This window comes from Legionella nautarum, from assembly GCF_001467895.1.
GTDB lineage: Bacteria > Pseudomonadota > Gammaproteobacteria > Legionellales > Legionellaceae > Tatlockia > Tatlockia nautarum.
Window position 1 is genome coordinate 266650 of sequence record NZ_LNYO01000013.1, and the last position, 24314, is coordinate 290963.

A 24314-nucleotide genomic window follows, 5' to 3' on the forward strand; every position below is an offset into this window, starting at 1 on the left:
TTTTTACCCCAGCAAAGAATGAAGCTGGGGTAAATTCCACGTTCTGAGCATTTTGCATGAATAAACGCCTACTGATCGTTTTCTTGTTGGGTTTTTCTTCGGGGCTTCCTTTAGCACTTACGAGTAGTACCCTGCAAGCCTGGTTTGCAGATGCTGGAATGTCAGTGTTAGCGACTGGAATGTTAAGTTTAGTAGGTATGCCTTATGTATACCGTATTGCTTGGGGCCCCATACTCGACCGCTATTCACTGTTGCCTCTGGGAAAGCGTCGAAGCTGGATTTTAGTTATGCAGTTTGCATTACTGCTTGGCTTTAATGCCATGGCTTGGTTATCACCTACTCAATATCCTGAATGGATGGCTATTCTTGCCTTCGCTTGTGCGTGTTTTTCAGCGACTCAAGATGTTGCTATTGATGCGCATCGAGTCGAATATTTGCCTACTAAAGAACATGGTTTAGGAGCCTCGTTAGCCACTTTTGGCTATCGCTTAGCGTTATTACTTGCTGGTGGATTTGCACTCGTATTAGCTAAACACCTCGGGTGGTCGTATACCTATCGCCTCATGGGATTTTTAATGTTGGTGGGTGTGATAGCTACTTTATGGTCTAGTGAACCTTCCAGACCTGCCAATAATCAGACCCAAACAGGTTTTGTTGAGTCTTTTATTGCGCCAATTAAAGAGCTCTTTGCTCGACGCAGAATTATTCCCTTATTATTTTTTATTTTATTCTACAAACTGGGCGAAGCATTTACTGCAACGACCAGTGGGATTGTAATGCCTTTCTTGATTCAAGGTGTGGGTTTTTCCATCGATACCATTGGCTATGTTAATAAAATGATGGGCATTAGTTCGATATTATTGGGTGGTTTAGCGGCTGGTATTTTATTAATTCGTTGGTCCCTATTCCGCGCCTTATTTGTTTTTGGTCTCTTACAGGCTCTGACTAATGTTTTGTTTATCGCTTTGGCGATTGTAGGGAAAAATTTATTCCTGTTTGCTACAGCAGTAATTTGCGATAACTTTGCTGCGGGTATGGGTTCTACTGCCTTAGTTGCTTTTTTTATGAGACTTACTAAACAACCTTACACAGCAACCCAATTTTCTTTATTAGTAGCCATTGCGGCCTTACCACGAATTTTCTCAGGTCCATGTGCAGCAATGTTGCAAATGTGGTTGGGTTGGATTGGTTTATATCAACTGGCTTTTATACTGGCGCTAGGTTTCATTCCTTTTCTTATTTTGATTCGTGATCATACTAAAGTGACTATTGATCGGCTTATTGAGGAAAGAGAAGGTTTGAAAGAAGTTAAGATTTGGCAAGAAAATTGATGTCTATTTCTTAATATTCAATTAGCTTAGGGATTATTCGACAAGAAGCAAGGGGAGCTGAGATGCAGAAAGGATACCAACTCGAGTTTTTTATGGAACAAAACGAAAGGCAAGGAAGAACACCACTTTATGAATGGCTTATTGAAGCTGCGCGAGAGCGAGGTATTGCCGGAGCCACTGCTTTTCTTGGATCAATGGGATTTGGAGAGCATCGTAAAGTTCATAGTGCTCATTTTTTCGAGCTTTTAGATCAACCTGTTGAAGTGACTATGATTGCTTCCGAAGAGGCAGCCAATGAATTAATTAATTATCTTATCCAAGAAAAAGTGAAACTATTCTATGTCAAAGTACCTGTAGAATATGGGAGGATTGGCGAGTGATAACTAATAGTTAAAGTTTTCTTGCTTATAATTATCCCTATTACGAAGTTTTAGAGACTTTGAAATAGGGATAGCTAATAGAATCCTCAGCAAGTAAAGGAAGCATAGTAGAGATCCTCTGGAATAGTTGAAGGTTCAATTTCTTTTGTTAACCCTAAATTTTCAGCTGCTGATAAATAACTATATTTTGATTTTATTAATCTCATCACCAATTTCATTGCAGCGTCCTGACAGGCTAAATCCTGTACGGAAGTAGAGTGTAAACCAAAGATAGACTGTTCTGTGGTTGTATTGCAATTTGCTGCACGGATATAGCGATTACCACTAGGGTGCAAAAAACTGAATAAAGTATAGGGTTCTTGTGAGCCCAATAAATAATTCACATTCGATTTATAGGTCTCGAGATCCAAGTCTAATTTATCATGGAAAGGAATAATATGAACAAATAGAGGATAGTCATCAACAACTAATGAGCGTTTGTGCCATTGCTCTAATTCTTCTTTGATGGTCGCAAATCGAGGAGTGAATAATTTAGTTTTCCCAGATTGATTTTTAAATCGTGCATCAGGTACTCGTTTGTGCTCACCCAGGACATTGGTTGTATTCGGCCTTTTGCTTATAAAGGAAACAGTCTCTCCCTGTTCATTCGTTACCGAGGTAAAATTATGGCCAGGATAGATTGAATCCTCGTAACTACTAGTTAAGCGAGTGGTTGGTGTTGTCCAGATAAATAAGCTATTTTTATTTTTTCCGATTATTGTTGTTTGCAAAACCTCTAAAACAGTTTCTAAGTTAGTGTCTTTAGTATTAGAGTTTATTTTTATTAGCTGACCGCAAGTTTTCTCGGAAGATGGCTCAGAACTTTGCTCAGTTAATTTAAACTGTATGGCACTCATTGATATGCCTCTTGATTGCAACCGGTGCAAGCCTGAATGGGGTAATGCCCTATTTCGACAGAATAATTGGCGCATATTGTTCTCCAAATCTTGAATAAAAATGATGTTTTTTGATTCGCTAGAGCCCCCTTGAAGGGGCGCGTATCAAAAAACTATCCTCTTCAAGGGCGGAGAAAGGCAGATAAGAACCACAGTTACGAGAAGAGTAATTAGATTGAAATTAGAAAAAGAAACGCCATAAGCAGCTAAATTTCTTGAGATAGAAATTAGGTTAGCTTGCATAATGTCAAAAAAATGGCGGTTCATTGGTTTTTTAGTTCAAGTGATATATTTTGTATAAATTAGCACATTAATTAACCTTGGTGCAACAAAAAATCACCTTTTGTGAAAAATTAGTTTTATATGAAATCCTAAATGAAAAATGTTATAAACTTTGCTATAAATAACAAAAGAGTAACTGCATTGAAAAATATACATTTTTATACATTAGTTTTTTTTATTTTTAATCTGTCGTCTAGTTATTCAGCGAATTTCGCTACAGTCACTTGGAAAGGAACTTATTATGAAGCTATCCCTAATCGGCCTGGGGTGGATAAAGAATATTGTAAACAACATACTCCTGGCGGCTTTGTTCATGTGGTTAATCAAGCCTTGACCCAACCCATCACTACTGATAACGGTATTATCTTAGATCAAGCAAAATTTGCTATTAAAAAACTAAACGGTGTATATCTTATCAATGGCAGTTTTCGTTCAAGAGGTAGAATGAACAATCAAAAATGGGAAGAGCGAATTCATTATTATCTTTACAAGCTGACGGAGTTTGGTTTAACTCAAGGAGTGTGGAGTTCTAAAGCCTGTAAAGGTTTATATAGAGGGAAGGTAGTCAATAAATCATAATTTATATTTTGGTACCGAGGGTGGGACTCGAACCCACACGGTGTCACCACCACCGGATTTTGAATCCGGCGCGTCTACCAATTCCGCCACCCCGGCACACAGGCGGCCATTATAGCAAAGATAGGTTGTGAAACAATGGGAAAGTTAAATTTATTTGCTATGCTTGTGTAATACTTTCATTTAGTTAAAAATAATATCACTTTGCAAGAAGCTCTTGACTAAGACTCAATATTTTGGTGAGGTGGTAATGAATAAAAAATTATGGATGAGTGTAATACTGGCTGTTGTTAGTTTGGCTTGCCAAGCCGAAATGAAAACTTGTCCTGATCCTCAAACCTCCTCGTTGAAACTGGGAAAACTTCCTGAGCCTTGGGAAATCAACCCTTACTCAGCTAATCGTCCACAAGCCGACGAAAACACCCAATTTGTTCGAGCGAATATCCTAGTTGCTGGTATGGGGCAGGGGGTGGTTTGTACTTATAAAAATTCTATAGGTCTTTATTCGATATGGTGGCAGGTCAGGGTAATGGTTCCGGCACGAGAGGATTATAATTGGATTTATACACTAGGTGGTTTCGTTTGTAATGATTCTATTATGAACTGTCAATTTAGTGTGGCAGAGTAAGTGATTTTAGATAAAAGAAAAATATTTGCTTTCTAAAACTCGCAAAATTTGAATTAATCGGCTAGGCTGAAATATAGTGCAACGCAACAATACGGAGATAAATATGAATCAGGATTATTTTAAGAATTGGGCAGTCATGTCAAATGAGATGCAAAAACCATTTCGGGCGATGCTAGAACTTCAGATGAACACATTAAAGAATTTAAAATATCTAAAACCTGAAGACCTTTCAAATCTACGTAATCCTGCAGAGTTATTGAGCCGACACTTTTCTTTTGCGATGGAAAATAGCCAAAATATTTTTGCTTATATGCAAAAATCATTTCATATTTTTGAAGAGACTCTGTTATCTGTCTCTCAAGAAATGAGAGAAAAAGCTGAGAAATCCATGAAAGCTGCAAAAACCGAGCTAAGAACTAAGAAAAAAATGCCTGAGGTCAAAACTGCTATTCGAAAACCAGCAACAAAAAAATCGCCTTCTAAACTTGCCAAGTCTGCTAGTAAAAAGCCTCAAACTAAAACAAAGCCAGCTATGGCAAAATCTGAAATGAAATCAGCTAAAGCTAAAACTCTAAGCTCTAAAGCAAAGCCAGCCGCAGAAAAGAAGAATCTGACTGAGAAAAAAATAGCTAAGCCAATGGCTAAGGCTGGAAAAAAAGTTGAAGCCAAGTCTAAACCATCTCTGCAAAAGAAGAAAATAGCTTCTGAATCAAAAACGATGAAGCCAGAAAAAAAAGCGGCAGCTAGTCGTTCATCTACTACTGCAAAAAGGGTAATGCCCCAAAAGAAAACCGCGGCAGAACCTAAAACGAGCTTGCTCACCAAAAAAATGAACACACCAACAGCTCAGAAAACGATGGCTGAAAAAAAGATGATGCCAGAAAATAAGATGGGTATGCCTTTGCAGAATTCGAAAGCACCTCTTATCGATCCAAAAATGAATTTCACAGAAAAGAAAATGCCTGAACCTAAAATTAATATGCCACATAGTAAAACAAATCCCTTAGAGAACAAGGTGGAGTCTCTTGTTCATCGTTTTGAAGATAAAAACCCGTTTCATAAGTAAGAAGATTTTAATGAGTTAAGCCTGGTGCCGTGACAACGGTTATCAGGCTTTTTGTTATTTGCGTTTTCTTCTTTTTGTGCGCGATTGTCATTCTTGCCATTTTATGGTAATTCTGCGATTTTATTGTCATCCCTGCGAAAGCAGAGAGGATAGCAAATAGGACATTTGATAGTTTTATGACAAAGAAAGAGAATTCAACGATTATTTGCAACGAAAATCTATCACTAGATTACTTCCCCCAATTTTTTTCAAAAAAAAAAGCCGACAGCTATTTTCATACACTTTCCAATAGAATTGCTTGGCAGGAAGAAACAATCCTTATTGTAGGAAGAGAAGTAAAAGTCCCCCGATTAATGGCATGGTATGGGGATGAAGATGCTATTTATAGCTATTCAGGTGTGAAGCATGAACCTAAAAAATGGATTGAGCCTTTGTTGGAAATTAAGGCTTATCTTCAAAATTGCCTGGGTATTCAATTTAATTCCGTATTAGCTAATTTATATCGAAATGGGCAAGACAGTATGGGATGGCATGCAGATAATGAACCGGAACTTGGAAATCAACCGGTTATTGCTTCAGTTAGTTTTGGAGCTGAAAGACAATTTTCTTTGCGTCATAAAAAACAAAAAGCTGTTTTAAAGCTTCCTCTTGGTCATGGTTCTGTTTTATTAATGAGTGGAGAGACACAGCATTATTGGAAACATGCTTTGCCGAAATCAAAACTAGTTAATGAACCGCGAATCAATTTAACTTTTCGTCAAATAAAGTTCCGCGGCAAAAGAAGCTCAAATTAACCTTCAGCCGCTTCAGTAAGCAGCAAATTCGAGGTCAGCTCTTCGTGTGCTTTAGTATCAACAATTACACATTGAGAGAAATAAAGGATAATAATACTAAATGGTAAAATAATTAAAATATCGATAGGAAACTCTAAGCGATGAATACCGCCAAAAGAACCTAAATAAGAGATCAGCAACATGCTTGCCATATAAAAGGCAAACCAATATAAGCTGCGACTGCAATTGGTGATACCGCGTTTTTGGTAAGTCTGATTAATAATAAAGCCTAATAATAATGCTAAGTCGAGCTTCCAAATGATATCAAAACCACACCAATACAACATCAAATTACAGAAATAAAAGGCTGCATGACAAAAGAAGAGGCTGGCTGAAAGCCTAAACGGTCTTTCTCGATTAGGCTGCAGTTTGCGCATTGCCAATAAACAAATAGGACCGATGCCATAAGACAAAATACTGCAAGAGGAAAGAAAAGCGACCATTTTTTGCCAGCCCGGAAAGGGAAGGAAAGAAAACATCCCAACCAAAAGGTTTGCATAAAGAGTAATATAAGGAATTTTATGACGGTTTAATTTGGTAAAGAATTTAGGTAAGTGATTGTTTAAACTCATGCCGTAAACAATACGCGAGGTTGCAGCAGTATAAACGAGCGTTGTTCCAAAGGGAGAGAACGCAGCATCAAACATAAGTAGCATGGCTACAAAACCTAGGCCAACTAATAGAGTTAATCCAACTAAAGGACCGCTTTCGCCCGGAAAGCTTAAATTTTGCCAACCTTGGCTCACATAAGATTGTGGAATTGCTGCCAGAAAACTCAATTGCAACATGAAATACAAAACAAAACCGATAAGCACGGCGCCTAAAATGGCTATGGGAATATTGCGTTGTGGATTTTGTACTTCACCAGCGAGCATCAAGCCATTTTGAAATCCAGTAAATGCGAAAGCAATACCGCCCGCTGAAAGTGCGGTAAAGATCTGAACCCAAGAATTTTTATCGGTTAAATTCAACTGAATATTACTCATTGATGGTGCTGTATAAAGTAGAGCAACAATGGCAATACTTGGAACTAGGAATTTAATGATGCTGGCTATTTTATTACATTCAGCGAGCATTTTTATACCGTAGGAATTGACTAATACAACGAAAAGCATAATGATTGTCGCCGCAATATAGCCAGGGCCCGAAAGAGTGAAAGCAGAAGCATTTTGAATAACTAAACTAGGGAAAAAATGACCGGAGTATTGCAAGATAGCTTGAATCTCAATAGGGGTCATGACGACGTATGATAGCCATGAGGTCCAGGCAAATAAAAATCCTACATCATTACCATGCGTAAAACTTGGGTAATTAGTCATGCCTCCTGAGATAGGAAACATGGCACCTAACTCGCAAAGTGGTAAGGCAATGAATAGCATGAATAAGGCTGCAAGAATCCAACTGATTAAAGCATTTGGACCTGCCATTTGGGCACTAATAAAAGGGCTAAAGAGCCAACCTGAGCCAATCATACCACCGGCAGCAGCGACTAAGACATTTGTCCTTGAGATATCTCGTTTTAGCATGCTCTTTCCTTGTTCACGTTAAAGATATGAAGCAAACGAACTAGATTTATACACTTAATTTGCCATTTAACGAAGAAATAATCACTAATTCTTTTGCTAAATTAAATTAAGCTTCTATTCTAGCAAAAAAATTCTCCTGGGAAGAATTCAGGTCTTCTCTAGAATGAGAAAGAGATAATGTTCTTTCCTGATGTTTTGATTCTAAAGTTTGATAAATACTACTATGTTGGTCTGTTGTTAGATATAACAATTTGAAGCTCCTCCTGAGATTGATTTTTTTTCGTTCTAATGATAAATAATTTTGGAAAAAATCCAAATTTCAACGTTTAATCAAGCGGTGTCCTGATTTACTATAACTTATCTTCTGTGATATTAATCATCATTTCTAAGGCTTTTTTAGCATTATCAATAACCCATTGTTGGTCAGTATCCTGTAAGCGCTGACGGGAGCCTGTGAATTCATTCACCAAATCACCCGCTTTGACTTCGTTGTAGGCCATTGTTTTCCCCTGTCTTAAGAGATCAACTAAAGCGATTAAATGAGGTGGGTCATTTCTTGACATCGTAGCACAACCACAACCCATCCCTTTTTCATGGTCTTTTTTAGGTGCCTCAGCAAGGTTAACTACGTCGATTCCTAAGCCTTTGCAGTACTGCCTCACATTTTCTACCATGTGATTTTCAGTGCCAATTGCATAGCGTTGGGTGTTGGCTCTATCGTTGACTACATAATCCCAAATAAAGGCAGTTGAACCTGCATGCTGTGCCAATTTGATTACTGAGTTGCGACATTCAGGGTGAACGACGGTGGTGTAGCCCTGTGAATGCCAATATTCACACATTTCTGGTTGATAATAGGTGTGAACTGCACATTCACTAGAAAATAATATCAATTCGGCCTGGTCAAATCGAGACAAGACGTCTTGGGATTGATCAAGCAAGGAATACTGTGCACCTGCTGTACCGCCTGGCCAATAAGCTAAATTTTTGATGCCTAACCAGTAAGCGATATTTTCGCCCATGTGTTGATCAGGAATGAAAAGAATTTTTTTATTTTGTTTTCTCGCCCATTCAAAAATTTTTTTCACGTTCGAACTTGTGCAGACTGCTCCGCCTTGAGCGCCTGTCATCGCTTTCACTCGTCCCGAGGTGTTCATATAACAAACAGGTAAAATATTTTCAGCACCATAACGTTCATTAAGATCTAAAAAAGCGGGTTCCACCATAAAATCTTTAGCAAGCATTTCCATGGTACAGCCGGATTTAGGGTTAGTAATATAAACCTGCTGTTGTGGACTAGCCAAAATGCTAATTGATTCGGCCATGAAATGAACTGCTGATTCAATGATGACGGATTTTTCGGGATGATTTGCAGCCATTAATGCTAATTGATAAGAATCCCCAATTTGCCCTCCGAATTGTTCAACCAGTCTTACAATATCGCCTCCCATATAATAATGAGCAAGCAAAAGCAAGTTATCACCAAAATGTGCCTGCGCCTTTTTCATATAAGGCGTCATCCAAGCAAGAACCGTTGTCAATTTTCGATCAGCTAAAGCCTGGTATTCTTCAGCATAGGGAATAAAATCTTTTTGATACCAATCCAAAGGATAATCTGCTTGGCAAATACTCATGTCATTACGTACATGCATGAGTGTTTTTTCAGGTTGATAACTAGAGATCTGGCTATTAAACATTGATTACAACCTCATTTAAATGAAAGGGTTTTGCGGCGTAGTAAGACGTGCAATGCTTTCTTGAGCCTGAGCATTTTTGTATGGAAAATCTTCACGATAATGCCCACCCCGCGATTCTCTTCTTGATAAGGCCGCTCGCACGATGAGTTCAGCATTCAATACAATATTGCGTAGTTCAATAAAATCGCGAGTGATACTGTGTTTCCAATAATACTCTTCAATAATTTTTTTCCGTTTCATGATTAATTGTAGTAGATCTTGCAAGCCGGCTTCGGTGCGTACGATGCCCGCGTAGGAGGTCATTTCGCTTCGCAGTCCACGCCAATGAGCATTAATTTGGCTTGCTCGTCTTGTGTTGACTTCGCCAGGAGAACTCCAATTCGGAATGGTTTCAATCATTTTGGAGGGGCTTGCAATGTCTTTTAGTGAACAGCGAGCAGCATTGCTTGCCATAACCAGGGCTTCTAGCAGGGAGTTAGATGCTAGGCGATTTGCTCCATGTAAACCGGTAAAGGCGACTTCACCGATGGCATAGAGGCGTTTCAAATCGGTACGACCATCGACATCAGTGAGTACCCCACCACATTGATAATGGGCGGCAGGGACAACTGGAATCAGGTCCTGACTCATATCAATACCAATAGAAAGAAGGGTGGTGTAAATTTGCGGAAAATGTTTTTTTAGAAAGGATTTGGATTGATGAGTGATATCGAGATACACAAATCCTGATTGACTTTGCTCAATTTCACTAAAAATAGAACGTGCTACAACATCTCGCGTGGCTAATTCTAATTGTTCCGGTGCATAGCGTCTCATAAAGCGTTCGCCGGTTTCCGCATTTTTTAGTAGAGCGCCTTCACCACGCACAGCTTCCGATATTAAAAAGTTATTTAAAGAATGATGGTGTAACACTGTCGGGTGAAATTGATAAAACTCCATATTTCCTATCCGTGCTCCGGCGCGATAGGCCATAGCAACCCCATCACCGGTGGCAATCATCGGATTGGTTGTATAGCGATAAGTTTTTCCAGCACCGCCTGTAGCGAGAATCACGCAATGAGCAGCAAAGGTATCTATGCGATTACGCTGACAATCCAAAATATAAGCACCCAGCACTTCGCCTTGGTTATCGGTGCGATGAGGGTGGTAATGAGTAATTAAATTAACGGCAATATGGTGTTCAAAAATGTGAATTTGTGGTTGTTGTCTGACGGCTTTAAGCAACGCTTCAGTGACGGTTAAACCAGTATGATCGCTGCTATTGAATATCCGTCGATGGGAGTGCCCTCCTTCTTGGGCGAGAGAATATTCACCATCGGGTAGTTTGGTAAAGTGAATTGAGTAGGAAAGCAGTTCTTCAATTACCTGTGGTCCTTGGCGGATAATAAATTCAACTGCAGGTTCATAGCATAAGCCATCACCCGCTTGTAGTGTATCTGCAATATGTGATTCGAGTGAATCTTCGGGTAATACTGCAGCGGCAATTCCTCCTTGGGCATAGCGACTATTGCATTCACTCATCTCTGCTTTAGAGATCAACGCAATTTTTAATGCGGGTTGTATTTTTAGCAGTTGCAAACAATAGCTTAGACCTGCAAGGCCAGTCCCCACAACGAGTACATCAAACTCCAAAGCTTTGCCTTGTTGAGATAAGTTTGTGCTCATGAAAATGCTTTCACTAATAGGGCGGCCAGTCCGGTGTATTTTTCCGGTGTTAAATCAATCAATTGCGCTTTAACCTCTTCCGGGAGCTCGAGGGTTTTAATGAATTTTTTTAAACTATCGGCATCGATTCCTTGGCCTCGTGTCAAGGTTTTTAATTGTTCGTAAGCATTAGGCACATCATACCGACGCATTACGGTTTGAACCGCTTCTGCGAGAACTTCCCAATTGCTATTCAAATCATCTTTTAAAATGTGTTTATTGATTTGTAATTTATCATTGCCTTTGGCGATTGATTGATAAGCAATCAAAGTATAAGCAAAGGCTACACCGATATTACGTAAGACGGTAGAATCTGAGAGATCACGCTGCAAACGGGATTGTGTAAGTTTATGGGCAAAATGATCGAAAAGTGCATTGGCCAAGCCTAAGTTGCCTTCGGCGTTTTCGAAATCAATAGGGTTGACTTTATGCGGCATTGTCGATGAACCCACTTCTTCAGCGACTGTTTTTTGCTTGAAATAGTTGAGGGAAATATAGGTCCAAATATCTCTGGTGTAATCAAGTAAGATATTATTAGTGCGGATCATGATATGAGCTACTTCTGCAATGCCATCATGGGGTTCAATTTGTGTGGTATAAGCACTAAAAGATAGACCCAGTGAATTAACAAAATTCCCACAATGTTTACGCCAATCCACTTGAGGATAAGCAATCATGTGGGCATTATAATTACCTACTGCGCCATTAAATTTCGCTGGAATTAATACTTCCGCCAATTGCTGTTGAGGACGTTTCAAGCGGGCGACAAAATTCACTAATTCTTTGCCTATGGTTGTGGGAGTTGCGGGTTGCCCATGTGTTCTGGATAACATAGCCACATCACCATGTTGTTTACCTAATAGGGTAATGCTGCCAATAATTTCCGCCAGCGTAGGCTGGATGATTTGCGCTATCGCTTCTTTGATCATTAAGGCATAAGCAGCATTATTAATGTCTTCGGAAGTGCAAGCAAAATGGATAAATCCAATATATCGGCTTAAGCCTTCATGTTCCTGTAATTTATCTCGGAGATAATACTCAACTGCTTTCACGTCATGATTGGTTTGTTTTTCGTAGACTTTTACTTTTTCCGCTTCAGTCTCGTCAAAATTAACTAATAGATCAGCTAAGAAGGCTTTGTCGTCACTATCAAACTCACCTACTTCGGGAATTTCTTTATTGGCTCCAAGCGATTCTAGCCAGCGAATTTCTACCATAAGACGATAATAAATGAGAGCGAATTCACTAAAATAAGGGCTCAATGCACTTGTTTTTTTAAGGTAGCGCCCATCAATAGGAGAAATTGCATTTAAGGAAGTTAAAGTCATATCTAAGCCGCCACAATCAGAAAGTCTATATCATATTAGATGCAGCGACAGATGTGAATGAAACTAGCTATCAATTTATTTATTAGCAAGCTAAATGAGTGATTATGAGCAGTATTGATGCATAATTCCTCTTGATTTGTTATTATCCAGCTCCTATTGGACAGTTTAAAAAATTTAAGATTTATGATAGTAGACGATTTAACGAGTTCTCCGCTTGGTCAACGCAGTATTTATATCGATAATTATGATGATACGCTCTTGTTTCCAATTTCAAGGCAACCTAAACGAGAAGCTATTGATATTCGTCAACCCTTACCTTTTAAAGGCTATGATATATGGACTGCTTTTGAATTATCTTGGCTGAATGAAAAATGCAAACCCGTCGTTGCCGTGGCTGACATTATCATTCCCTGTGATTCACCGAATATTATTGAATCTAAATCCTTTAAATTGTATTTGAATTCATTTAACAATACTCGCTTTTCTTCCCCGGAATTAGTTCGCGAGATAATCCAGCGCGATCTGTCTAAAGTAGCAGGTCTTACTGTCGAAGTGCTTATGTATTCTCCTCAAGAATTTGCTAATTCCCCCATTGGCCAATTTGAGGGATTTTATTTGGACGAGTTAGATATTGGTTGTTCAGAATATAAAGTGAATGCTGAGCTGCTGCAAACAAGTCAGGTCTATGTCAATAATTATTCTGTTTATAGTCATTTACTTAAATCGAACTGCCCTGTGACTGGCCAGCCTGATTGGGGATCTGTCTTAATCAATTACTCAGGTCCTCAGATTGACGCTAACAGGCTTCTACAATATTTAGTTTCATTTCGTAACCATAACGAATTCCACGAGCAATGTGTCGAACGGATATTCATGGATATTAGGTCCCGTTGTCAGCCTGAAGAGTTAACCGTTTATGCGCGATATACGAGGCGAGGCGGTTTGGATATTAATCCAATTCGCTCTACTAATATAATTGCCCCCCCTAGAAACTCGCGCTTGTACCGACAATGATCCAGGTAGGGCTTCGGTTCAATGTTCAATGAATTTGTCGGGCCGATGCCCGACCTAGATCCTGGACGAGAACTTAATTTTCCTTTTTATCTCCATTGATCCAAGTTAGCTAGCTCTATTTTATCCTTGTTGTGAAAAAGGAGAGACGTTCCTTCTAATAACTCGATTCGTGCGATTTGGGTAAATTTGGCTAGGAAACTTCGTGGAAGTTGTGGTAATTCAGAGGCGCCAATAACTAAGTAGCTATCTGGATTGACGGCAAATAAATAAGCCAAATAATAAAGATTTCGAGTCGTTAACACCCTGCCTTCTGAGTAAAATTGAGCGGAGTATTCAAGCCGTGTAGCCCAATAAAAAAGTTTTGAACTTGGAGACAGGGGTTGTTTCTTCCATTCTGACACTATTAGTTTCTGCGATTTCGCGACCTTAGCTGGATTCAACATAAAAATAGTAGTCGCCACAAAGAAAGAAATTGCAGTTAGAGTGCTGAGATAAATAATTTTTTTGGCCCATTGTTCTCTAATCCCGGAGCGTTTCCATAATTCGGCAAATAATAAAGCAAAAGCAGGTAAACTAGGGAAAACATAGGTGTAGATAATATTTCTTGAAAACGTGAAAAAAAGGAAAGGCATATAAGCCCATAGAAGAAGATAAAGTAACCAGCCTTTATCATTTTGGCGTAAAAAAGAGGGTAGTTTTTTGCCATGATTAAGTAGCCAAAAGCCTGCAACAAGTGACCAAGGAAAAAGGCCGACTAAACCATAGCCCCAGATTAAGCCATAAGGTTTTGCATGGGAATAGCCATATTTATTCCCGGTCCATGAGGGGACATAAAACCGGCTAAAATGTTCGCCAATAATGAAATAATTGATCAAACCAGGTGTGCGAATCTCCGCTAAAATATACCAGGGTAAGGCAATAGCTAGGCTAAGCAAACTGCCTTTTATCCAGGGCAGATTATGCCAAAGAGCTCGCCATTGACCGCGTATTAAAGTCCAAAAGAAGATAGGCAGTCCTGTGAGAACTATGCCAATCAGTCCTTTGGCTAATAAATTCAGTCCTAAGGCAATAAAAAAGAGGTAGGACCAGAGTTTTGAAGGATCAATCATGCTTCGCCAAAAAGCAATCATCGCCAGCGTGGTGCAAAATAGCAGCGATGAATCAGTCATTATGGTCCCGGCGTTTAAATAAAAATATAAATTACCCGCTAGAAACACGATGCTGATCAGGGCTACGACAGAGCCACTTTGTTTTCGTGCTTGAGCCCAGACCAACCATAGAATAGCAATTGATAACAGTAAACTCGGTAATCGTAAGACTAATTCGTTGAGTCCGAATAACTGCATGCAAAAAACAGAAAGCCAGGTTGATAATGGAGGTTTTGCCATAAAAGGAACGCCATTATTGTGGGTAAGCGTAATCCAATTATGTGAACTTAACATCTCTCGAGCGATTTCACTGTATCGTGCCTCCGTAGTATCCATTAAGGGCACAAAATACATCGCAAAAAGTCGAATAATAAGAATAAATAGTAAGATAAAAGCCACTTGATAGTAGAAGTTTTTACTAAAATTAAGTTCGTTTTTTACATCTGTCATGAATAATAAAACCCCTTCTAATACTTAAATCGGGTTATTCTCTTTAGCTCATTGCCAATTGCTGGATAGATTCCCACCCGCGGGAATGACAAGCTTTTTTTAACTTAAAGAAGCCTTAAGTTGTAATTGACATTGTGCATCATTTAAATCGCTTAAAAACTCGTTACTCATGAAGTAATTCAACTCATAATGACGGTAAGGATGCAATGCATCTCGTCGGTCATTTGAGAGCACACCTGGATGGCACATAATGAGTCCGCCACTATCACTCTGCTCTAAAAATTGTTTAAAGTAATAACGATAATTTTTTGCTTTGGCAAAATTATAAATCCCGGCAAAACTTGAGTTGCCTGAGATGAGTTGTTTTTTTAATAACTTTTTGAAGGAAAAACCACCTAAGAGAGAAATCGCCTGAGCTTTAGGAAAATTAGTACAAAGTAAAAAGTCTCGCCAATGACTACTTGTATTACGACAAAAAGCAGTTAATTTTTTTTGCTTATAAATAGTGATTAACGCGTCGCGAACAATTGGTAATTGATGAATATGTTGATGACCATCGATAAAATCCGGAAGCATGCCGGTTGAATTGCTAAAAGCATCCAGCTGGGCAGAAATTTCAGCCTCAAGGCATTCTTTATCGAGAAAACCTAGATAACTTTGCCGAATGGTTGATGAAAGTTTATTAAAATGAAGAGAGTATTTTTTTTGCCATTTTGTGCTAAGCGCTTGACCCAAACTCAAATTTAAATGCAGGCCAAGATAAGTATCGTTATTCACCTGCTTTAATTCACGGTGAGTGTTTGCCCAATCCGGTAAATTGACTAAGCAACTGATAGCGTTGATTCGTTTTTTTTGCGCTAATAGTAGGATGCCTTCACTAATGGCTTCATTCTGCGCATAATCATCTGCACAAATTATCAGCTTTCTAATCATAAACTGCCTATAAAAGTCGGACTTTAGTGGATTTAAGAAAGATTTTCGAAAGTCTCATGGGTTATTTCTTGTTTAATGTAATATAAAGGTCGATTTTTGGTTTCTACTAGAATTCGACTAATATATTCAGAAATGATTGCCAAAAATAAAAACAAAACTGAAAACAACCCGGAAGTTAAAAAAATAATTGACGCGATACCATCTGCTAGCTGCTGATGAGTAAATAATTTTTCAATTAAAATGAATCCAGCATAGAGCATCATAATTGCACTGATGAAAATAGATAGGAAGGACATTGTCCGCAGTGGGCGAGCTGAAAAGGAGATAATTGAGTCTAAGGATAAATGAACGAGTTGCTTTAAATTATACTTCGATTTTCCTCCGGCTCTAGGAGGGCAGTGATAGGGTAGGATTGCGGTCTTAAAGCCCACGTAAGCGAACATCATAACAAGATGGCGGTTACTTTCTTTCATTTTTTTTAGAGATTCAACCACCTTACGGTTAAGAAGGCGAAAGTTTCCCGTATCGCCTTGCATATCAAAACCAGTCATTTTTCGCGTAAAGCGGTAAAAAACTCTTGCTGAAACTCGTTTAAATCGCGTTTCATGATCACGATTGGTGCGAGAAGCGCAAACTACGTCATAGCCTTCTTTCGCTTTTTTAACCAAGTCAGGAATAAGTTGTGGAGGATGCTGTAAATCCGTATCCATCAAGATAACGAAATCCCCTGTCGCATGATCAAAGCCTGCTGTGGATGCAATTTCATGACCGTAATTACGAGAAAATGAAATTAGGCGAATATTTTTATTCGTCTTAATATAAGGGGTACAACGCATCAGGGTATGATCTGTTGAGCCATCATCGATAAGAATTAACTCATAATTCTTATAATGCGCTTCCAACACCTCAATTGTTTCTTGAAGATAGGTTTCTATAACCATTTCCTCATTATACATTGGAGCGATTACTGAGATCTTGCTATGCTGAAACATAAGTAGGGGTATAAGTGGAAGATGTGGCCATCAATCTAGCGATAATCAATTGATTTTTCAAGTGAATGAGGAAGGTTTTTTAAAATCTCGCGCGCACTACATGCTAGGTCCCGTGACTTGTTCGTGGGAACCACAGATCTGAAGATGGAAAAAGATCGCCTGGATACCGCGGACAAGCCGTCATACTTAGGTATCAGGGTTAGAACAATGAGAATCTTATTACTAAGTGAGGTTGTCATTCACATCCCACTGTAATTTCAGTAGAATGAGGGTCATTTTTTAAGGATTAGAGGGTAACTTATGGCTGTCAGCGTACATACAATAGATTTACGGCATTTAGGAATGAAGGATCTAGAGCAGGTTGGAGGTAAAAATGCCTCCTTAGGAGAAATGATTAGCCATTTATCTTCTGCAGGTGTATCGGTACCAACTGGATTTGCTACAACCGCTGATTCTTTTCGTGAGTTTTTAGCGAATGATGGCTTGGATAAGAAAATTTATGAGTTATTGCAAGCTTTAGATCCTGATGATTTGCCCGCTTTAACTTCGGTTGGGAAAACAATTCGTGAGATGGTTATCAAAGCACCATTTTCTGCTGATTTTGAAAAGGCGGTGCGTAAATCCTATGAGGAACTAACAAAAACAATTGGCCATAAAGAGTTTAGCGTTGCAGTTCGCTCATCAGCCACTGCAGAAGACCTACCCGAAGCCTCTTTTGCTGGCCAGCAAGAAACTTATTTAAATGTGGATGGCATAGAGGATGTGTTAGTTACAATTAAACAAGTGTTTGCTTCACTGTTTAATGATCGAGCCATTACTTATCGTTCTCATCATGGTTTTGCCCATAATGATGTGGCTTTATCAGCTGGTATTCAGCAAATGGTTCGCAGTGACCTAGCTGAAAGCGGTGTTATGTTTACTATGGATACTGAATCAGGTTTCGACCAGGTTGTATTTATTACTTCTTCCTATGGTCTGGGTGAAATGGTCGTACAAGGGGCAGTAAACCCAGATGAATTTTATGTCCATAAACCGGGCTTACAAGCTGGAAAACCTGCTGTGATTCGCCGCAATTTGGGTTCAAAAGCGCTAAAAATGGTTTATTGCGATGATAAAACACAAAATCGTCGTGTAAAAACAGTTGATGTGCCTCCAAGTGAACGTTTAAAGTTTTCTTTAACTAATGCAGAAGTTGAACTTTTGGCCAAACAAGCGCTGCTCATCGAAGCACATTATGGCCAAGCCATGGATATTGAATGGGCAAAAGATGGAGAAAGCGGCAAACTATATATTCTGCAAGCTCGACCAGAAACAGTAAAAAGTCGGGCAAATAAGCAAGTTTTAGAGCGTTATACCTTAAAGCAAAAAGCGAAAATCTTAAGTGAAGGTCGCAGTATTGGACAGCGCATTGGCCAAGGGCGAGCAAGAATTATAAATGACATCAGTGAGATGCATCGTGTAGAACCTGGTGATGTATTGATCTCAGATATGACTGATCCCGATTGGGAACCAGTAATGAAACGAGCTGCAGCTATTGTCACTAATCGTGGTGGCAGAACTTGTCATGCAGCCATTATTGCAAGAGAGCTAGGAATTCCCGCTGTGGTTGGTTGTGGCGATGCAACCCGCCTGATCCGCGATGGTGATGAAGTGACTGTCAGTTGTGCAGAAGGCGATATCGGCTATGTCTACGAAGGTTTGTTGCCTTTTGAGCGAGTAAGTCTGGATGTAAATACCATGCCTGAATTACCAATGAAAGTGATGCTCAACGTAGGAAACCCTGAGCGTGCTTTCGCTTTCCAATCAGTACCCAACTCTGGTGTTGGCTTGGCTCGCCTGGAGTTTTTAATTTCTAATACTATCGGTATTCATCCCAAAGCCTTACTAGAATACGATAGTTTACAAGATAAAGAGTTGAAAAAATTTATCGCTGATAAAACTGCGGCCTATGCTTCACCAGTAGAATATTATATTGAGCGTTTAAAAGAAGGGATCGCTACTATTGCTGCAGCATTTTATCCAAAACCAGTGATTGTCAGACTTTCCGATTTTAAATCCAATGAATATGCCAACCTTGCAGGTGGTAGTCTTTATGAACCTCACGAAGAAAATCCTATGTTGGGTTTCCGTGGTGCCTCACGTTATGTCTCAGACAATTTTGCAGATTGCTTCGCTTTAGAATGCAAAGCTGTTCGCCGGGTGCGCGAAGATATGGGACTTAAAAACGTTGAAGTGATGATTCCATTTGTTAGAACTGTTTCAGAGGCCAAAGAAGTCATTCAAGTACTGAAAAAGCATGGACTTGAGCGTGGTAAAGAAGAATTAAGAATTATTATGATGTGCGAACTTCCTTCGAATGCTCTTTTGGCTAGCGAATTTTTAGAGTATTTCGATGGATTTTCTATCGGCTCCAATGATCTCACGCAACTTACCCTGGGTTTAGATAGAGACTCCGGTCTAGTAGCCGCGCAGTTTGATGAACGAGATGCTGCAGTCAAGGCTTTGTTGCATCTAGCCATCTCGACGTGCAAGAAAGCAGGAAAATATGTAGGGATATGCGGACAGGGACCATCAGATCATCAAGATTTTGCGCAATGGTTGATGAAAGAAGGAATTGATAGCGTATCCTTAAATCCTGATTCAGTATTAGAAACTTGTTTATTTCTTGCTGAGCAATAGTTATGTTGTTAGGTGCAAAGACTTGGGCATCCTTAGCAGGGTATATCCCTGCTGTTTTTACAGAAAGCCCAGCAACGCAACATCATGATCCAATTGCCCCTGTCATTCTATGGGTAACGCTTATTTTTTTGTGTGCACTGATTGGACGCTATCTTGCCGCGCACTGTAAGCAACCTGCAGTATTAGGTGAGTTACTCATGGGCGTCTTACTAGGTAACCTCTGTTACTTCTTCGGCTCCAATCTGATGATTGTTTTACGTGAGGGCTCAGCGGTTTTTAATATTATGCGCGAGATGTTGACTGGCTTTCCCCTCGCGCAAGCAGTAAGCGATAGCATTCATAATCCCTATTATGCTAACCAAGTCACCCAGGCTCTTAGCCAAGAAAATGGGATTGATTTGATGAAGATTGCTTATGTTTTAGATATTTTTTCCCGCTATGGCGTTATTTTTCTGCTATTTAAAGTGGGGCTTGAAACGTCCATAGAGGAGTTAAGGCATACGGGGCGAGAATCAGTCCAAGTGGCGGTTATTGGTGTCATTGCTCCGATTATTCTCGGCTATGCTGTCTCTTGCTTACTGTCACCTGGCTCCAATTATAAATCTCATCTTTTCGTAGCAGCCACTTTATCAGCCACAAGTATTGGCATTACTGCTCGTGTACTCTCCGAAATGAAAAAATTACGTACTAGGGAGGCAAAAACTATTCTTGGTGCGGCGATGATTGATGACATTCTAGGCTTAATCCTCCTTGCTGTGGTGAGCTCGGTTGTACTGAGTGGGGTGGTTGATTTCTGGATGGTAACGAAAATTATTATTTCAGCGATTGTTTTTTTTGCAAGTGCTGTGCTTATTGGACCATGGATCATCCGCAAGGCGATAAAGTTTTTTCAATTCTTAGAGCTCTGGGAGCTGAAGTTATTTATTGCTTTTATTTTTGTAATGATGCTTGCCTGGTTAGCAACGCTTGTCCAACTAGCGACAATTATAGGAGCCTTCGCCGCAGGACTTATTTTGCACGAAGGATTTTTCGAATCTGAGAACTACAAAGCCAGATCGGAGAGTATTAAAAATCTTATCGCACCTCTCGAGTCCATTTTAGCGCCTCTATTTTTTATGCTGATTGGTATCCAGGTTAAATTAGAATCCTTTTTTGATTGGCAAGTATTATTAATGGCGAGTGGATTAATTGTTGCCGCAATACTCGGAAAGCTTATAAGTGGTTTGGGAGGGGCTGCAAAAGATGATCGCTGGTTGATAGGAATTGGCATGTTACCTCGAGGAGAAGTAGGGTTAGTGTTTGCATCGATCGGTAGGACTCTTGGCGTGATGTCAGATCAACTTTTTTCAGCCATTGTCTGTATGGTGATTGTAACCACTTTTATAGCGCCTCCACTTTTAAAGGCACGCTATGTACAGAAAGGTTTAAAGCTAAGCAAAAGCAATCGAGGTGATAAAGAATGAAACCACAGCAAGCGGATATTTTAGCTGATGTTAAGCGCGCTTTGCATGAAGACCTTGGTTCCGGCGATGTCAGTGCAGCGCTTATACCCAGCACAGTGATTGCGGAAGCTGAAATTATTTCACGTGAACCAATGTTAGTTTGCGGGTGTTCTTGGGTTGAGGCTGTTTTTGCAGAAGTAGATGCAGCAATCAAATTAAATTGGTTGGTAAAGGAAGGCGAATGGCTAGCTGAGCCTGCAACCTTGTGTCAAATTAAAGGTCCAGCAGCGGCTATCTTAACTGCAGAACGTACGGCTTTAAATTTTTTCCAAACCTTAGCTGCCACAGCAACCCAAACTTATCGCTATCTGCAAGCGATTAAAGGAACAGGTACGCGATTGTTGGATACACGAAAAACGCTACCGGGATTACGCCTTGCGCAAAAATATGCCGTTGCTTGTGCTGGAGGGGTCAATCATCGCATGGGGTTGTATGATGCGATTTTAATTAAGGAAAATCACATTAAAGCCTGTGGCTCCATTAGTAAAGCGATCAAACAAGCCCGTTTACTGAAAAAGGATTTATTTGTTGAAGTAGAGGTGGAAAATTTTGATGAATTGCTGGAAGCCTTAAAAGCAAAACCTGATCGTATTTTACTGGATAACTTTCCTCAGGAAATGATCGCGGAAGCAGTAAAAATAAATCAGACTTATCATTGTGAATTAGAAGCCTCAGGAGGCATCAATTTGTCAACAATCGGGGCTATTGCGCAAACTGGAGTAGACTATATTTCAACAGGAGCAATGACTAAATCCATCCAAGCGATTGATTTAAGTTTATTAATTAGGGACATCCAATGAATCCACGAATTGTTTTTACCGGCGGAGGGACTGCTGGCCATGTAATTCCCAACTTACCCTTGATAGAGGCATTGCAGCAGGAAGGCTGGCAAGTTGACTATATTGGCTCGGAGAATGGTGTAGAGAAGGGAGTCATAAACCATTTAAATATCCCTTACCATACAGTAAACAGTGGAAAATTAAGACGTTACTTTAGTTGGCAAAACTTTCTTGACCCTTTTAAAATTTTTCTTGGTATTGGCCAAGCCTACTGTTTATTGCGAAAACTCAAAACAGATGTGGTTTTTTCTAAAGGTGGCTTTGTTGCTTTCCCGATTGTTTTTGCAGCTTGGTTAAATCGTATTCCGGTGCTTGCCCATGAATCTGATATAAGCCCTGGGTTAGCAAATCGCCTGAGTTTTCCTTTCGTTGATAAAATTTGTGTGACCTTTGCCGCAGCGAAACAACATTTTAAAAAACACCAAGAGAAAGTAGAAATCACGGGAACACCCATTCGCCAAGAATTGTTTAATGGTTCCAAAGAAGCAGGCTTAGCTTTATGCGGTTTTAAAGCAGAGAAGCCTTGTTTACTGGTTGTCGGTGGCAGTCAAGGTTCTATGAGACTGAATAAAGTAGTTAGAGAGGCTTTGCCTTTACTGAGCGGGGATTATCAAATTATTCATTTATGCGGCAAAGGAAAGTTGGATGCTAACTTATTGAATAAAAAGGATTATTGCCAGTTAGAGTATGCTAATACAGAGCTTGCTGATTTATTTGCTGCTGCTGACGTTGTGGTTTCGCGTGCAGGAGCTAATTCAGTCTATGAAATCCTTGCCTTGCAAAAGCCGCATATCCTGATTCCTTTGTCGCTTCAAGTGAGCCGCGGTGATCAAATTCAAAATGCTCGTTATTTTCAAAAACTAGGACTAAGCCAAGTGTTAGATGATGATACTCTGACGGTCGAGCAATTTTTGCAAGCTATCAATGAAGTCAATCAGCGAAAAGACGAAATTATCAAAAAAATTAAAGAGTTAAACATTGAATCCGCAACGTTGAAAATCGTAACCCTTATCAAGGAGCAGATGCATGTTGAATCCCCAAAAACTGTATGACTATATCAGCCGTGAATGGAAAGAAACCATTCTACCCAGTTTATGTGACTATATAAAAATTCCTAATAAATCGCCTCATTTTGATAAAGATTGGCAAAAACATGGTTACATGGATCAGGCAGTAGATCATGTGGCTGATTGGTGTAAGCAACACGCCCCAGCCAATATGAAATTGGAAGTGATACGATTAGCAGGTCGTACCCCTTTATTATTTATGGAAGTCCCGGGAGAGACTGAGGAGACCGTATTGCTCTATGGGCACCTTGATAAACAGCCGGAAATGACAGGATGGCATGCAGATCTTGGCCCCTGGAAACCAGTCATTAAAGAAGGTCGTCTTTATGGGCGTGGTGGGGCTGATGATGGCTACGCTGCCTATGCCTCAATTACGGCGATACGTGCTTTACAAGCGCAGCAGTTATCCCATGCTCGTTGTGTTTTAATTATTGAGGCTTGTGAAGAGAGTGGTAGTTATGATCTACCTTATTATATTGACGCCTTAAAAGACAAGATAGGCGAACCCTCCTTGATCATTTGTTTAGATTCCGGTGCTGGAAATTATGAACAACTTTGGATGACTACCTCATTACGCGGTAATGTTGTCGGTGAGTTGTCAGTTGAATTACTCTCAGAAGGAATTCATTCAGGTTATGGCAGTGGTATTGTAGCTGATAGTTTTCGCGTGGCTAAGCAAGTGCTCAGCCGCATTGAAGACGAGCACAGTGGTGAGATAAAATTGCATGAACTGCATTGTGATATTCCAACGGAGCGTATTCATCAGGCTGAAGCTTGTGCTGAGGTTTTAGGAGAGGAAGTTTATAGGGGACTCCCTTTTCACTCTGGTGTTGAGCCCATCACCAAAGATAAAAAACAGCTCATTTTAAACCGAACTTGGCGTCCGGCCTTGGCAATTACTGGTGCTGAAGGATTTCCCGCCCTAGCAGATGCAGGCAATGTATTAAGACCTAAAACGGCATTGAAATTATCTATGCGTTTGCCGCCAATGGTTGCACCAGAAAAGGCAGCCAAAGCACTACAAAAAGCGTTGATTGAAAATCCACCTTACCAAGCAAAGGTTAGGTTTCGCATCGATAATGCGGCTGCAGGTTGGAATGCTCCGCCCTTAATGCCCTGGTTAGAAAAAGCAGTCGAAGAGGCCTCCATGACGTTTTACCAGAAGCCTGCAATCTATATGGGGGAGGGGGGGACAATTCCTTTTATGGCGATGTTAGGTGAAAAATTTCCACAGGCCCAATTTATGATAACTGGAGTTCTTGGACCACATTCGAATGCTCATGGACCTAATGAATTTTTGCACTTAAAAATGGTAGAAAAATTAACGAGTTGTGTGGCCTATGTTCTAAATCGTCATTACGAGCAAACAAGGCTCGACAGTTAGAAAAAATACTGAGATACTTT

Annotated in this window: 20 protein-coding genes and 1 tRNA gene; 12 read left to right on the forward strand and 9 right to left on the reverse strand. The window is 39.8% G+C overall.

The window, feature by feature from the left end:
- The first annotated feature begins 56 nt into the window (after positions 1–56).
- The gene (locus Lnau_RS04540; RefSeq protein WP_058503959.1) at positions 57–1331 is read left to right on the forward strand and encodes an AmpG family muropeptide MFS transporter; all 1275 of its coding nucleotides are present in this window, start codon (positions 57–59) and stop codon (positions 1329–1331) included.
- Positions 1332–1393: 62 nt separating this feature from the next.
- Positions 1394–1711: a DUF190 domain-containing protein gene (locus tag Lnau_RS04545; RefSeq protein ID WP_058503960.1), complete on the forward strand. Its 318-nt coding sequence runs from the start codon at positions 1394–1396 to the stop codon at positions 1709–1711.
- Between the two features lie 86 nt (positions 1712–1797).
- Here the strand turns inward: Lnau_RS04545 and Lnau_RS04550 are convergent, their stop codons facing one another.
- Positions 1798–2607, reverse strand: a complete 810-nt coding sequence (locus Lnau_RS04550; RefSeq protein WP_133134818.1) for a hypothetical protein — start codon at positions 2605–2607, stop codon at positions 1798–1800.
- A gap of 414 nt (positions 2608–3021) precedes the next feature.
- Here Lnau_RS04550 and Lnau_RS04555 point away from each other — a divergent pair, with 414 nt between their 5' ends.
- Entirely contained in the window at positions 3022–3507 is a 486-nt protein-coding gene (locus Lnau_RS04555; protein ID WP_058503962.1) for a hypothetical protein, read from the forward strand.
- 9 nt (positions 3508–3516) lie between these two features.
- Here Lnau_RS04555 and Lnau_RS04560 read toward each other — a convergent pair.
- Positions 3517–3603, reverse strand: a tRNA-Leu gene (locus Lnau_RS04560).
- A gap of 169 nt (positions 3604–3772) precedes the next feature.
- On the opposite strand from Lnau_RS04560, the gene Lnau_RS04565 reads away from it, so the two are divergent.
- The 3 genes from Lnau_RS04565 to Lnau_RS04575 all read left to right on the forward strand — a co-directional run bounded on the left by Lnau_RS04565 (position 3773) and on the right by Lnau_RS04575 (position 5992).
- Positions 3773–4132: a DUF3757 domain-containing protein gene (locus Lnau_RS04565; protein ID WP_162263186.1), complete on the forward strand. Its 360-nt coding sequence runs from the start codon at positions 3773–3775 to the stop codon at positions 4130–4132.
- A gap of 103 nt (positions 4133–4235) precedes the next feature.
- Positions 4236–5198 carry a hypothetical protein gene (locus tag Lnau_RS04570; protein ID WP_058503964.1) on the forward strand — a complete coding sequence of 321 codons (963 nt, stop codon included), beginning with the start codon at positions 4236–4238 and terminating at the stop codon, positions 5196–5198.
- Positions 5199–5374: 176 nt separating this feature from the next.
- Positions 5375–5992, forward strand: coding sequence for an alpha-ketoglutarate-dependent dioxygenase AlkB family protein (locus Lnau_RS04575; RefSeq protein ID WP_058503965.1), 618 nt, complete (start codon positions 5375–5377; stop codon positions 5990–5992).
- Here Lnau_RS04575 and Lnau_RS04580 read toward each other — a convergent pair.
- The 4 genes from Lnau_RS04580 to purB all read right to left on the reverse strand — a co-directional run bounded on the left by Lnau_RS04580 (position 5989) and on the right by purB (position 12286).
- Complete coding sequence (locus Lnau_RS04580; protein WP_058503966.1) at positions 5989–7557, reverse strand: APC family permease; 1569 nt, start codon at positions 7555–7557, stop codon at positions 5989–5991. The two genes, Lnau_RS04575 and Lnau_RS04580, sit on opposite strands and share 4 nt — an antisense overlap.
- Positions 7558–7907: 350 nt before the next feature.
- A complete protein-coding gene (gene nadA, locus Lnau_RS04585) occupies positions 7908–9254 on the reverse strand; it encodes a quinolinate synthase NadA (RefSeq protein ID WP_058503967.1) in 1347 nt (448 codons plus the stop codon).
- A gap of 15 nt (positions 9255–9269) precedes the next feature.
- Positions 9270–10919 (reverse strand): L-aspartate oxidase, encoded by a 1650-nt coding sequence (gene nadB / locus Lnau_RS04590; RefSeq protein ID WP_058503968.1) that lies wholly within the window; start codon positions 10917–10919, stop codon positions 9270–9272.
- Entirely contained in the window at positions 10916–12286 is a 1371-nt protein-coding gene (gene purB / locus Lnau_RS04595) for an adenylosuccinate lyase (protein WP_058503969.1), read from the reverse strand. The genes nadB and purB overlap by 4 nt, the downstream gene beginning before the upstream one ends.
- A gap of 183 nt (positions 12287–12469) precedes the next feature.
- Between purB and queF the strand changes: the two genes are divergently transcribed.
- On the forward strand, positions 12470–13300 hold the full coding sequence (gene queF, locus Lnau_RS04600) for an NADPH-dependent 7-cyano-7-deazaguanine reductase QueF (protein ID WP_058503970.1): 831 nt from the start codon (positions 12470–12472) through the stop codon (positions 13298–13300).
- An 86-nt stretch (positions 13301–13386) separates the two neighbouring features.
- Here queF and Lnau_RS04605 read toward each other — a convergent pair whose 3' ends face one another.
- From Lnau_RS04605 to Lnau_RS04615, 3 genes are all read right to left on the reverse strand, one after another.
- On the reverse strand, positions 13387–14898 hold the full coding sequence (locus Lnau_RS04605; RefSeq protein ID WP_058503971.1) for an ArnT family glycosyltransferase: 1512 nt from the start codon (positions 14896–14898) through the stop codon (positions 13387–13389).
- Positions 14899–14997: 99 nt separating this feature from the next.
- Positions 14998–15831 (reverse strand): ChbG/HpnK family deacetylase, encoded by an 834-nt coding sequence (locus Lnau_RS04610; RefSeq protein ID WP_058503972.1) that lies wholly within the window; start codon positions 15829–15831, stop codon positions 14998–15000.
- Between the two features lie 32 nt (positions 15832–15863).
- The gene (locus Lnau_RS04615; RefSeq protein ID WP_065240243.1) at positions 15864–16823 is read right to left on the reverse strand and encodes a glycosyltransferase family 2 protein; all 960 of its coding nucleotides are present in this window, start codon (positions 16821–16823) and stop codon (positions 15864–15866) included.
- Between the two features lie 300 nt (positions 16824–17123).
- Between Lnau_RS04615 and ppsA the strand changes: the two genes are divergently transcribed.
- From ppsA to Lnau_RS04640, 5 genes are read left to right on the forward strand one after another with little or no spacing between them, the layout of a single operon-like run.
- Positions 17124–19502 carry a phosphoenolpyruvate synthase gene (gene ppsA / locus Lnau_RS04620; RefSeq protein WP_058503974.1) on the forward strand — a complete coding sequence of 793 codons (2379 nt, stop codon included), beginning with the start codon at positions 17124–17126 and terminating at the stop codon, positions 19500–19502.
- Positions 19503–19507: 5 nt separating this feature from the next.
- The gene (locus Lnau_RS04625) at positions 19508–20965 is read left to right on the forward strand and encodes a cation:proton antiporter (protein ID WP_058504815.1); all 1458 of its coding nucleotides are present in this window, start codon (positions 19508–19510) and stop codon (positions 20963–20965) included.
- Positions 20962–21804: a carboxylating nicotinate-nucleotide diphosphorylase gene (nadC, locus tag Lnau_RS04630; RefSeq protein WP_058503975.1), complete on the forward strand. Its 843-nt coding sequence runs from the start codon at positions 20962–20964 to the stop codon at positions 21802–21804. Before Lnau_RS04625 ends, nadC begins: the two co-directional genes overlap by 4 nt.
- The gene (locus tag Lnau_RS04635) at positions 21801–22895 is read left to right on the forward strand and encodes an undecaprenyldiphospho-muramoylpentapeptide beta-N-acetylglucosaminyltransferase (protein WP_058503976.1); all 1095 of its coding nucleotides are present in this window, start codon (positions 21801–21803) and stop codon (positions 22893–22895) included. Before nadC ends, Lnau_RS04635 begins: the two co-directional genes overlap by 4 nt.
- The gene (locus Lnau_RS04640; protein WP_058503977.1) at positions 22870–24294 is read left to right on the forward strand and encodes a M20 family metallopeptidase; all 1425 of its coding nucleotides are present in this window, start codon (positions 22870–22872) and stop codon (positions 24292–24294) included. Before Lnau_RS04635 ends, Lnau_RS04640 begins: the two co-directional genes overlap by 26 nt.
- The last annotated feature ends 20 nt before the right edge of the window (positions 24295–24314 follow it).